9 protein-coding genes are annotated in these 12571 nt (G+C 60.0%); 2 read left to right on the plus strand and 7 right to left on the minus strand.

Translation table 11 applies throughout. From position 1 onward, the window contains the following. Positions 1 to 17: 17 nt before the first annotated feature. The 5 genes from JZX89_RS24715 to JZX89_RS24735 form a co-directional block, all read right to left on the minus strand. The gene (locus JZX89_RS24715) at positions 18 to 1685 is read right to left on the minus strand and encodes an ABC transporter ATP-binding protein (RefSeq protein ID WP_207135635.1); all 1668 of its coding nucleotides are present in this window, start codon (positions 1683 to 1685) and stop codon (positions 18 to 20) included. Between the two features lie 12 nt (positions 1686 to 1697). Further along, positions 1698 to 2834 carry an ABC transporter permease gene (locus JZX89_RS24720; RefSeq protein WP_207135636.1) on the minus strand — a complete coding sequence of 379 codons (1137 nt, stop codon included), beginning with the start codon at positions 2832 to 2834 and terminating at the stop codon, positions 1698 to 1700. 1 nt (position 2835) lies between these two features. Beyond that, positions 2836 to 3843, minus strand: a complete 1008-nt coding sequence (locus JZX89_RS24725; protein WP_153516062.1) for an ABC transporter permease — start codon at positions 3841 to 3843, stop codon at positions 2836 to 2838. A 105-nt stretch (positions 3844 to 3948) separates the two neighbouring features. Next, a complete protein-coding gene (locus JZX89_RS24730) occupies positions 3949 to 6036 on the minus strand; it encodes an ABC transporter substrate-binding protein (RefSeq protein ID WP_207135637.1) in 2088 nt (695 codons plus the stop codon). Positions 6037 to 6139: 103 nt separating this feature from the next. After that, positions 6140 to 7606, minus strand: coding sequence for an alpha-glucosidase/alpha-galactosidase (locus JZX89_RS24735; RefSeq protein ID WP_207135638.1), 1467 nt, complete (start codon positions 7604 to 7606; stop codon positions 6140 to 6142). A gap of 197 nt (positions 7607 to 7803) precedes the next feature. Here JZX89_RS24735 and JZX89_RS24740 point away from each other — a divergent pair, with 197 nt between their 5' ends. Together JZX89_RS24740 and JZX89_RS24745 are read left to right on the plus strand one after the other, a co-directional pair. Continuing rightward, complete coding sequence (locus JZX89_RS24740) at positions 7804 to 8691, plus strand: AraC family transcriptional regulator (RefSeq protein WP_207135639.1); 888 nt, start codon at positions 7804 to 7806, stop codon at positions 8689 to 8691. 79 nt (positions 8692 to 8770) lie between these two features. Continuing rightward, complete coding sequence (locus tag JZX89_RS24745) at positions 8771 to 9238, plus strand: hypothetical protein (RefSeq protein WP_207135640.1); 468 nt, start codon at positions 8771 to 8773, stop codon at positions 9236 to 9238. 11 nt (positions 9239 to 9249) lie between these two features. On the opposite strand, the gene JZX89_RS24750 is transcribed toward JZX89_RS24745, so the two are convergent. Both JZX89_RS24750 and JZX89_RS24755 read right to left on the minus strand, forming a co-directional pair. After that, complete coding sequence (locus JZX89_RS24750; protein ID WP_207135641.1) at positions 9250 to 10161, minus strand: DMT family transporter; 912 nt, start codon at positions 10159 to 10161, stop codon at positions 9250 to 9252. Continuing rightward, complete coding sequence (locus tag JZX89_RS24755; RefSeq protein WP_207135642.1) at positions 10158 to 12560, minus strand: PIG-L family deacetylase; 2403 nt, start codon at positions 12558 to 12560, stop codon at positions 10158 to 10160. The genes JZX89_RS24750 and JZX89_RS24755 overlap by 4 nt, the downstream gene beginning before the upstream one ends. Between the last annotated feature and the right edge of the window lie 11 nt (positions 12561 to 12571).

A 12571-nucleotide genomic window follows, 5' to 3' on the forward strand; every position in this document is an offset into this window, starting at 1 on the left:
CCTCCGGCATTTGGAATTCAAGCGATTTCGAAGGCGGCTCGTACAAGCCGCTGAGTATATTCGGTTTTTGGGTGGGTGAGAACGTCCTCGACAGGGCCTTCCTCAACGATGCGCCCGCTTTGCATGACGATGACGCGGTGGCAGAGCGCGCGCACCACCTTCAGGTCATGCGAGATGAACAGATAACTCAGGCCCCGCTCGTCCTGCAGCTTGCGCAGGAGGTCGATGATCTGCGCCTGAACGGAAAGATCTAGCGCCGAGGTCGGCTCATCGAGCAGGATGAATTCGGGCTCCAGCGCCACTGCACGGGCAATGGCGATACGCTGGCGCTGGCCGCCGGAAAATTCGTGCGGGAACCGTGAGAGGATGTTGCCGGGCATGCCCGCCGCCTCCAGCGCGTCGCGCACCCGGTCCAGCCTTTCGGCCTTGTTCTTGCCCAGGTCGTTGATGATCAGCCCTTCCTCGATGATCTGGCCGATGGTCATGCGGGGATTAAGCGAGGCGAAGGGATCCTGAAAGACGATCTGCATGCGTGATCGAAGCGGCCGCATCTCGGCGCGGGAGCGGCCATCGACCCTCTCGCCATCAAAAACGATGTCACCGCCCACCGGCTCGTTCAGCCGCAGCAGCGATTGGCCGAAGGTCGTCTTGCCCGAGCCGGATTCGCCGACGAGCCCAAGCGTCTCGTGCCGCTTGAGGGTAAGGCCGAGACTATCGACAGCGATCAGTTCCTTGAGTTCCGGTTTGAACAACCCGCCGTAGCGCATCATGAAGGAAACGCGCACGCCGCTCGCCGTCAGCAGCACGCCTGAATTCTCAGGCAGCGGTTTCGCCGTGCCATGTGGTTCGGAGCCGAGCAGCTTCTTCGTATAGGGGTGCTGCGGTGCTTCGAAGAGCTTCTCCGTGGTGTTGTGCTCGCGCATCTCGCCATGCTGCATGACATAGACGTAATCGGAAAACTGCTTCACGATCGTCAGGTCATGGGTGATGAGCACCACGGCCATGCCGCGCTTCTTCTGCAGGTCACGAATGAGGTTGAGGATTTGCGCCTGCACCGTCACATCAAGCGCGGTGGTGGGCTCGTCGGCAATCAGCACATCCGGATCGTTGGAGAGCGCCATGGCGATCATCACACGCTGCCGCTGGCCGCCGGACAACTGATGCGGATATTGCTTCAGTCGCGCTTCCGGCTCCGGGATCTGCACCTGTCGCAGCAGGTCGAGCGCCCTCGCCTCGGCTTGTTTCCGGTTCAGTTTCGAATGAACGCGGATCGCTTCGACGATCTGGCTGCCGATCGTATAGATCGGGTTCAGCGAACTCATCGGCTCCTGAAAGATCATCGAGATGCGGTTGCCACGCAACGCCCGCCGCTGGCGGCTCGAGAACTTCAGAATATCGTCGCCGTTGAAACGCACGGTCGCCGTTTTCGAGACCGAAGCCCGCTTCGTTAAAAGCCCCATCACAGTGCGGGCCGTGACGGATTTTCCCGAACCGGATTCGCCGACGATGGCAATCGTCTCGCCCCGGTAGAGCTGGAAGGAAATGTCCTTCACTGCCTCCACCGTGCCGTGCTCCACCTTGAAGGTCACGGCAATGTTGCGGGCATCGATAATGGCGTCGTCCTGACGATCATCGGCATCGAGGCGGATGGCGGGGGCGTAGGCGTTGTTTTGGCTAGCAACCATGGCACGCTCCTCTCAATAGGGATCGACAGCATCGCGCAGGCCGTCGCCCAGCGCGTTGAAGGCAAAGACAGTGACCAGCACGAAACCGACCGGTGCGAGAATCCAGGGATAGGAACCGATGACGGAATAGGTCGCGGTATCCTGCAGCATCAGCCCCCAGGAGATCAGCGGCGGCTTCACAGCAAAGCCGAGGAAACCGAGGAAGGATTCCAGCAGCACGACGCTCGGAATATGCAGCGTCACGGCGACGATCACATGGCTCATCACATTCGGCAGAATATGCTGGAAGATGATGCGCCGATCGGTGGCGCCGACGGCAATCGCCGCCCGCACATAATCGATACGCGCCAGCGCCAGCGTTTTACCCCGCACCTCCCGTGACATCTGCGCCCAGCCGAGCGCCGACATGACGCCGACAACGAAGACGAGAAACACGGTAGTCGGTGCGGTGACCGGGATGAGTGATGTCAGCGCGAGATAGAGCGGTAATTGCGGGAAAGCCAGAACCACTTCCACGAAACGCTGCACCCAGGCATCCAGCGGTCCGCCGAAATACCCCGAAATCAGCCCAACGCTGGTGCCGATGACGGTGACGATGGCGACGACGCTGAGCGCGATGGCGAGCGAGATGCGCGAACCGTAGATGGCGCGCGACAGCACATCGCGTCCGAATTTATCGGTTCCGAGAAAATGCACCGGCTGGCCATCCGTCGAGGCGAAGAAATGCCGGCTCATCGGAATGAAACCCAGAAGCTTGTAGTCCGCGCCTTTGACGAAGAAGCCGAGATAGACGGGGTTGTCGTAATCCGGGCCAACGATGGGCTGGAAGGTGATCGGATCGAGTTCCGCGGTTTCCGCCGTCGCATACACACGGGGAAATGGACTGATATTGCCGTCCTTGTCAGAAAAACGCACCACCTGCGGCGGCGAGAAGCTGGCATTGGTTTCAAGCGGGTGCATCGGCGCGAAGAAATCCGCGAAGACGGCGATCAGGATCAGCAGCACAACCAGCACCAGCCCGACCATGCCCGTGAAGGAGCGTCTGAGACGCCGCCATACCAGTGCGAGATAGGACTCATTACCCTGCGTGCCGCGTTCAGGCTTGGGGGTGACTGTTGTTTCGTTTTTCACTTCGTCAAACGCCATCATTTCAGGCCCTCCCGAATTCGCGAACGCGTGGGTCGAGCATGGCGAGCAGCATGTCGGCGATGATGTTGCCGACGATCAGCGTCGCGGCCAGCACCATCATGAAGGTCGCGGTGACATAGACATCGCCGACAGCCATGGAGCCCACAATGGCCGGGCCAACGGTCGGCAGTGCGAAGATGATGGCGGTCTCGATTTCGCCACTCAGCATGTAGGGCAGCACGACGCCCTGATACATGACCAGCGGGTGGACGGCATTCGGCACGGCATGGCGCATGATGACAGCGCCTTCCGAAAGACCCTTGGCGCGCGCCGTCTCGACATATTGCGCGTTCAGCGTATCGAGCAGATTGCCGCGCATCACCCGCATATTATAGGCCAGCCCACCGAAGACGGCGATGGCGACCACCGGCCAGACATGGCTGACCAGATCGACGAACTTGCCCCACGACCACGGCGCGCCGCCATATTGCGGCGAGAAGAAGCTGCCGATCTCAGACACGTCGAAATGAAACACCATGAGATAGACAAGGATCAGCGCCATCAGGAAGCGTGGGATCGTCATGCCGAGAAAGGCGATGGTGGAGAGCAGGTTGTCGACCCAGGAATATTGCCGCGTGGCTGCCCAGATGCCGAAACCGATGCCGAGAATGGACGCAAGGATGTGGCAGACCAGCGCCAGCGCAATGGTGCGCGGCAGGCGTTCGCCAACCACATCGGCGACCGGCTTGTTGTAATAAAAGCTGTAACCGAAATCGCCGCGCGTCACGATGCCGCCGATCCAGTTGAAATATTGCACGACGAGCGGCTGATCGAGACCGTGTTCGATACGGTAGGCCTGCGCTTGCGCTTCCGCCTGCTCGAAGGACGCGCCGCCCTGGTTCATCAGTTGCGAGCGGATGTAGTCGGCATAATCGCCGGGCGGGGCCTGAATGATGGCGAAGGTCACCACGCTCAGGATCAGCAGCACCGGAATGGCGGATGCCACGCGTATGGTCAAAAATCTCAGCATCGAACGGTCTTCCTCCGTTTGGGCGGGCCGTGATGGACAACGGTCCGTCGGGTGCCTCCGGCCGCGCTTCACGCGCGACCGGTACCGGGTATTCTCCGGGAGGAGTTAGTTGATCGGGCCGCCCTCACCCGGCTTGCCGGGAAGCTGCTCGGGGAACAGTTCATACTTCCCCTGCTTGTCGGCCGCGACCCAAAGGCGTTCGCGGATGATGGCGTCTTCAGCCCAGTTGAACATGAAGATCGGCGTGCCCTGCGGCACATTCGAGAAGCGCTTGTTGACGATGAGCGCGCCGGGATATTCGGTGAGACCAATCGTATAGAGGTTCTGCGTATAGACCTTCTGATATTGCTTCATCAGCTCGGCCCGTTCGGCATTGTCCTGCGAAGAGATGAATTTCCGCACCAGATCGGCCATCTCCTTCTCGAACGGCATCAGATCGAGTTCCTTACCCTCAGGAGCGCGGTGGTTCCAGCTGGTACGTGGGCCGACAGGCGCAAGCTGCTCGGTATTCTGCACCACGGATGACAGCTCGGTGGAATTGCGCCGCACCAGCCAGTCGAACTGCCCGCCATAATGGGCGGCGTCACGCTGGTTGGAATCGAGGCTGTGGATGATGACGCGCAGGCCGAGTTTCGCCATCTGGCCAACGAGACCTTCCGCAAGGCTCTTGTCCGTCGCGTAGCCATTATTGACGAGAAGGGTAATCTCTACATTGCGGCCGCCAAGTGTTTCCTTGGGGAAATTCAGGACGCCATCGCCATCCGTGTCCTTGAGGCCGATGGAGGCAAGTGCGGCTTTGGCAGCCTCAAGGTTATAAGGGTAATAAACCGTGGAACTGCGGTCATAAAAGCTGGTGCCGGAGGAAATGCCACCGGGATAGATTGCCGTGAACGGTCCTTTGACCAGCGAGTCTCCAATCGCCTTGCGATCGAGCGCGGAGGTGACGGCCTGACGGAACACCTCGTTGCGGTTCAGCTCACGGATCGCCTGCCCGCGCTCATCCGGATTGCCCCAGCCATTGGCGGAAAAATTCATCTGCAGATTATAACCGATGAGCCGCGGCCCGAAGGCAAGACGGGCCGGTGCATTGGGATCGGCGGCGCGTTTCAGCGATGCGACGAAATTCTCCGGCTGTTCGAGATTGGAGAAATCGCCCGATCCCGCCACGGCCTGCACGTCACGGTCGGCCCAGGTGGAAAGCTTGTAGTGCACCTCGTTGAGGTAGGGCAGCTGCTGGCCCTTTTCATCAACCTTCCAGTAATAGGGATTGCGCCGCAGCACGATGAGATCGTCAGGACGATAGGTGACCGGAACCCATGCGCCCATGACCGGCATGTTCATATATTCCGGCGGAAAGGCGTTCTTGAACTGGTTATAGGTGTTCTTGGAATATTTCGGATGCTGGGGTTTAAGAATGTGCGACGGCCCGGGGCAGAAGCTCGGATAGGCCATGGTGTAGAGATATTGTTTGGGGAAAGCGGCCTTGAAGGTCCACTCCACCGTATAGTCGTCGATCTTCGTGAGCGTCGTTCCCTCACCGAAAGCCTCGGGCGACGCACCGCCGCCGAGGGGCGAGACGTTGGGATCAACGACGGCATCTTCCCAATAGAACATCACGTCATCGGCGTTGAAGGCTTCGCCGTCCGACCACTTGGCACCCTTGACCAGATGCATCGTCAGCTTGTGGCCATCTTCGGACCATTCCCAGCTTTTCGCCAGATTGGGCAGCGGTTCCGTGTCCTTGGCATCCACCTGGAAAAGCGGCGCGGTGCGTGTGAGGCATTCGGAAAGCGCAATATCGATGCCGCCCCAACCCTGGCTCTGGCCTGCAATGTAGTTCCAGCCCTCCGGCCTGCCGCCGACCACATGGCGCATGGTGTCACCATAAACGCCGGTGCCATCCGCCATATTGCCCGTCTTGTAGACCAGCGGCTCTTCCGGCAGACGCTCTTTCAACGGCGGCAATTTGCCGGTCTTTTCGAATTTCTCGCTCACCCAGTCGGGTTCGCTGTAGCTCGGCAGCGCCTTGAATTCGAGGATAGAGTCGCGCGCCACGTAGTTGATCTTGCCCTCGGCCGGAAACTGCGGTGGCTCCGGCGGCGTGGCGGTCTCGAAGGCATTCGCATTAAGTGCGATCATCGAAACACCGAGACCCAGTGCCGAGATGATACCGATCCTGCGTTGAAGTAACATCGTCATTCCTCCCAAATGGCAGCTCTTCGACCGCCCACCCTCTGTGATCATTCTGACCGGACGGCGAACTCCCTTTCGCCGCCGGCCTGTTCCCATGCTTTCCTCAAACAGCCTTTTTCAGCGCCGATTTCTCGGCCCGCAACTCCTCGATGGAACGCACGTTGCGGCGCGCGGCCCCCGCCCAATCGCGGGTCTTGACGCTGGATTTGGCAAGCCGTTCCTTCGCCGCCGGCACGGCATCGGCATATTGCGGCAGCCAGCGCGCCTGCGCGACGACCATCTCATCCACCATCTGCCAGACCTCTTCCGGCGTGGCGACGGCGCCCACCAGCGGGTCATGCAGCACCGCAAGTTTCAGGAGATCGATATCGCCGCTCACCGCCGCATGGACAGACATGCGCTGCACGTTGATGGAGGCCATGCAGGTGGCAGCACAGGCTTCCGGCAGCGTGATGCCCGAGACCATGTTGATGCCGAAACGGTCGACGAAGCCGGGCGATTCAATGATGGCGTCGGCCGGCAGGTTGCTGATGACGCCATTGTTCTTGACGTTGAAATGGCCGCGATAGACGCGCCCCGTCTCCAGCGCCTCGAGAATATGGCTTGCATGTTCGTTCGAGCGCTTTGCCGGATCAATCGGCTTGGCGGCCGAGGCGAGGAACTGCGGAAACTCGGTTTCGAACCAGTTGCGCGTTTCGGTGGAGTGGCGCAGATACCCGCCGGTCTCGCCGTGAATCCAGTCGGACATATCGATCCAGCGGGCGATTTCCTCCGGCCGCTTTCGATACCAGGGCAGATATTCGGAGAGGTGGCCGTTGCTCTCGGTCGAATAGACGCCGAAACGCTTCAGCACGTCGATGCGCAGCTTCTCCTGCTGCGAGAAGACCGGATGCGCCTCGAAGGCGGCGATCAACTCGTCCTTTTCGATTCTGCGGCCGTTCAGCCTCAGATCGATGAACCATGTCTGGTGGTTGATGCCGGAGCAGATGTAATCCAGCTCGGACACACTTTTCGCGCCGAGAATTTCAGCGATCTGTTCCGCACCGTGCTGCACGCCGTGGCAGAGACCGACCGTATCGACCTTGCCATATTCAATGGCCGCCCAGGTATTCATGGCCATGGGGTTGGCATAGTTCAGGAACTTCGCACCCGGTGCGGCGACTTCGCGGATATCCTTGCAGAAATCCAGAATGACCGGAATGTTGCGCTGGCCATAGAGAATGCCGCCGGCGCAGATCGTATCGCCTACGCATTGATCGATGCCATATTTCAGCGGAATACGGATATCATCGGCATAGGCTTCGAGACCGCCGACCCGCACGCAGCTGATGATGTATTTCGCGCCCTCGAGCGCCCGCCGCCGATCGGTATCGGCCGTCACCTTCACCGGGTAACCATTGGCCTCAACGATCTTTTCCAGGATCGCCTTGATCATATCGAGATTGTGCTGGCTGATATCCGTCAGCGCCACTTCAATGTCGCGAAACTCCGGCACACACAGGAGATCGGTGAACAGTTTTTTCGTGAAACCGACGCTGCCTGCGCCAATAATAGCGATTTTGAAACTCATAACGCCACCTCTGTTGCAAATCGAACGGGTGAAACGGGCCGAAGGATCATAAAATGACGCTGCAGAAAAATACCCGTAAGAATCCCGGAAAACCGGCCTTCCTCCCAATTTTTCAGCAGCAATATCCCGCTGGCTGTCTCCTCGGATCGGGATTATGCGTATAAAGACGGAGAGGACCAGAGAAGGATTATGCTTTCATGGGTAATTTTGTGCTGCGCGATTTGATCGATCAGGGGCCCGGCATGCGCACCGTCTCGCTGCCCCGCGGGCGCCAGACGCTGCACACCATGCCGACCAGCAGCGGCTATGAAATCCGCCGAGGCGGGAATTATGACTGGGACGGGCGCAAACGCGGCCAGACGCCCTTCACCGTCCTGCAATATTGCATCGGCGGACAGGGCAATCTGCGTTACGAGAACCGCCATTATGTGGTGAAGCCGGGTGAAACCCTGCTGCTGCTGATCCCGCACAATCACCGCTACTGGCTGGAAGACGGCAAGGAATGGGAGTTTTTCTGGATTTCCATGAATGGCGAGGAAGCCCTGCGCATTCACCGCAACATCCTCGCCGTCACTGGCCCGATCCTCAAGCTCCAGTCCGAAACCGTCGATCACCTTGCCGAATGCTGCTCGCGCCTCGTCAATGGCGCGGAGACGCCGGGCGCCGCCTCCGCCGTTGCCTATGAAGCGGCGATGACGCTTTATGACGATGTCTTCGGCTCGCATCCCTCTTTCGGCGGCGAATATCGCACACTGCAACAGGTGTTGAGCTATATAGACAGCCATCTGGGCGAGCGGCTTTCGGTCAGCGACCTTGCGGCGGTGGCCGGCCTCAGCCGCGCGCATTTTTCCCGCATCTTCACGGCGAGCGAAGGCCTGCCGCCGGCTGAATTCGTGCTGCAGCGGCGATTGCGGCGGGCGGCAAAACTGCTGACGACAGCCGGAAATATTCCCGTCAAGGAAGTGTCCGTGCTGTGCGGTTTCGAGGACCCGAACTATTTTTCCAAGGTCTTCCGCAGGCTCTATGGCACCAACCCCAGCGAATTTCGCACCACCGGTATGTATGCAAGCGTTCGGCAGGACTGAACCTGAAAAAACAACTTCCTTTTGCCACGTTTCAGGCGATTAAGAATGGACGGAACAACCTCTTTGGAGACCGGCTGAGGTGAACAGCAAAATCCGCACGATCCTCGTCTTTCCCATCAGGGCAATCATCGTATTTGCCCTGATTCTCGACGGCATTTTCCGGCCGCTTTATCGGCCTGTCATCAGGGCCATATCCGGCCTGACATTCATCAGGCGACTGGAAAACCGGATTGCCGGATTGCCGCGGCTCGCCATTCTTCTCTGTCTCGCCGTGCCCTTCGCCATTGCCGAACCCATGAAGATCATCGGCCTTCTCCTGATTGCCCATGGTTCAATCAAGACCGGGATCGGTGTGACGATCCTTGCCCATCTGGCAACCTTCCTGATCGTCGAACGCATCTATCACGCGGGCAGGGAAAAGCTCCTCACCTATGCCTGGCTCGCCTGGATCATGCGTTATGTGCGCTTCGCCCGTTCCTTTTACGATCGCGCCAAACTCGCGACCTTGAACTGGATCCGGCTGAGGGTCATGGAATTCCAGAGGTAAGGGCGTGTCCGTTATTTCCGGCGGCGCAGCGTCTTCGAAACATATTCCACAATTGCGGTGGACTGCAACGAAACGAGGATGATGGCGATGCCGAGCACGACGCCGGTTTCGGGCACTTCGTCAAACAGGAAATATCCAACAGCCGTAACGAACAGGATCGAGAGATAGCTGACCGGTGCAAGGACGCTGGCATCGGCGATACGATAGGCCCGCAGGAAGCAATATTGCCCCATCTGCGCCAGAAGCCCAATGGCCAGCAACGGACCCCAGTCGAGCGGCGCAACCGGCTTCCACGTCCAGATCGCCGGAACCGCAGTGATGACGGCGAGGCCGACGGTATAAAACACCATCATGACCGTGGTGTTTTCCTGCCGCAGCGCCCGGGTCTGGATCACCGCAAGTGCGCCGAACACCACCGAAACAAGGACGACAAGCACGCCGGCGTTAAACTCCGCCCCACCCGGCCCGATGACAACGAGCACCCCGGCAAAGGCAAGGCAGGCCCCCGCCCAGCGATATCGACTCACCCTTTCGCCGAGAAAGGCAACGGCCATCGCCATCGTCACCAGCGGTCGGGAGAAGCCGATGGCGTTGACGGTGGCAAGCGGCAGCAGGGTGATGGCGATGAAATTGCTGGTGAGCGCGATGGCGTTGCAGCAGATGCGGAAGAGGTTGCGCCAGGGATATTTGACACGCAGCATCTCCATGCGATGCCGCCAGATGAGCGGCAGAATGAAGATCAGGCCGATCATCGCCCGGATAAAGACAAGCTGGAAGGCGGGATAGGTAACGCCCTGCGCCTTGACGAGCGCCGTCATTCCACCCGCAACAAGCGTCATGTCCAGCAACAGCCAGCCGATACCCGCGCGCGTATCGGTTTCGCGCGGGTCTTCTCGTTTTTCGCTTTGGCCGTGGCCATTCACGCCGGTTGCACGAGGTTTGCCATAAGGCGAAACGCCCCCGGCACCAGCTTGTCCATCTGGTGGTGCAGCACGAGGCTGGTATGGGTGTGCCGGCCCTTGCCGATGACGCCCGAGACCAGCGCGCCTTTCAGCGGCTGCTCATCGACATCATGCATGGCAAGCAATGGCTCATAGACATCATCCCAGCGCGAGGCGAAATAGAGCCCGCGCTCCTTGTCCCAGCCTGCCCAGTCGGCAGCGTCGATGATGTTGGGGCCGACAAGCAGCGGATGATCGGGCAACAGCACCGTCACCTCCGCCTTCGGGTCCGTTACCCGCCAGCGCAGGGACGGCTTGCCGATTTCAAGACGCCGGACCGGCGTTGTCTCCGGGTTCCATCCATCGGTCGGCCGATGATAAAGCGTGACCAGATGGCCGCCGTTTTCGACAAAACGGTGAAGCTTCTCCGTCGCAGCAGTGAGATCCCTACGGATGCCGAAGGCGAATATGCCGACGACAATTGTCGTGAATGACGAGAGATCGCCGCCGAGCGCCTGCGCGTCGAGTTCGGTAACATCGAGGCCCATGCGCGACAGCCATGAACCGACCCGGTCCGCACCGCCGCCGACATAACCGATCCGCGCGCCCTTGGGCAGCTTGAGGTCCAGCGACAGGATTTTTAGAACGGACGGGGCCAGAAACCGCGCCCGGCCAATATGCGGATAGGCGATAGGGGTGATCTGGAAAGCCGGCTGCGACCCGGAAAACGCCTCAAGCTGTGAAAGCCCCGCCGCGCCCTCGCCTGCACGTTCGGCAATCCAGTCGTCTCCCGATTTTTTCACATTCCAGCCGCCGGCGCTCCTGAATGACAGCGGTGTATCCGCGCCTTTCACAAGGGCCTGAAACACATGTGTGTCCCGGCCTTGTCCCGCCGGAACGAGAAAAGCATCCGGCGAAAGTGTGAGCGACTGCGCCGGCGTAACGAAAAACGGTTCTTCCAGATCGAAGAGGGCAGAAACCTCCCGTCCTTCAAGCGTTGCAGCCACACGCACGAAACCATGGCCGTTGCCGCCTGCGGCTTTCCAGTCCTGCTGATAGAGACCTGAAACAACCGCGGTTTGATCCGCGGCGAGGGAAAAAACAACCGTCCTGCCAAGTGACTTGACGGATGAAAACACACCACTCGGAAGAACAGGTGTGACCTCGACGTCGAATTCTGCCGCCCGGTCGGAAAGGTCCACATAAAGCGACGTTTCCCCACCCGGAACGATCTCCGCCGGCTCGGCATAGGCCCGCTCGAAAAGATTGAGCGCGGTCAGAATGGCAGCATCAACCTCGGCTCGCTTGCGCGCGATCCTGTGGCCGTGCAAGTCCCTGAATTCGCTTGGCACGGCTTCATCCACCTTTTGCAGAAGGGTCGCCGCATCAAGCAGTGATTGAGTGATTTCCGGCGTATCGGGAAAGGCCGCAATCGCCCGGTTGATGGCCTGTTCGGCCTCGACCAGCGCTTTTTGGGATTCGGCATCAAGCCCCGCAACGCCGGCAAGGGCAGCAAGCGTCGATGGCAGGTTGTCGAGGATCGATCCTTCTTCTCGATTGGCGGCGTCAGAGAGTTCAAGATGAAGCGGCCAGAGTTCCTGCGCCCGCTTCGGCCAGTGCCCCATTCCCTGCGAGGCATGGTAATAACGTGACCATTCGCCGATCCGGTCATATTCCGCACCGGTCGCCTGCTCCCTGCCGGCCGCATTGATCGTCAGTGTCGTTTCCGGCGGCGGTACTTCGTCATCATAGGTATCACCACCGCCCGACCATGCCGGAAGGTAGAACTTCGCCACCTTCCAGGGCTTCAGCCCCTCGGAAAAATGTTCAGGGTAAGCAGAAGGATCGGCCGCCAGCGCAATCGCGCTTCTTGCAGCCCGCGTCATGGCGCGGTGATGCCCGTGCTGCCCCGGCACATCCAGAAATGTCGGGATGACGATATCGGGCCGTTCCTTGCGATAGGCCCGCACCAGCCGCTCAACGATGCGCTGCTGCCCCCAGCGGCCGAAGGTCTGGTCGCCATCCTTGGAGAAGCCGAAATCGTGGATCATATCGGCCGGTCCGTGGCCGAGCCAGCTTATGTCGGCATCGATGACACGGGCGGCCTCTTCGAGTTCCCGCGAGCGAATGACGCCAAGCGCGCCCAGCCTTTCCGGCCCCAGCGCGTTCTGCCCGCCCTCGCCGCGTGTCGAACAGGCAATGATGATCCGCATGCCCAGTTCCATGCGGAAATAGGCAAGAAGGCCGTTCTGCTCATCATCCGGATGCGCCCCGGTATGCATGACGGTGGCGGTGGATTTCAGCGCGCTCAGCTTGCGGTGCAGGCGAATGAGCCACGGACCGGCCATCTGCCGTTCGATGCGCTCCCGAGGGGTAAGCATGGGCGGTCTCC

Origin of the sequence: Agrobacterium burrii (assembly GCF_017313405.1) — a bacterium.
GTDB classification, from domain to species: domain Bacteria; phylum Pseudomonadota; class Alphaproteobacteria; order Rhizobiales; family Rhizobiaceae; genus Agrobacterium; species Agrobacterium burrii.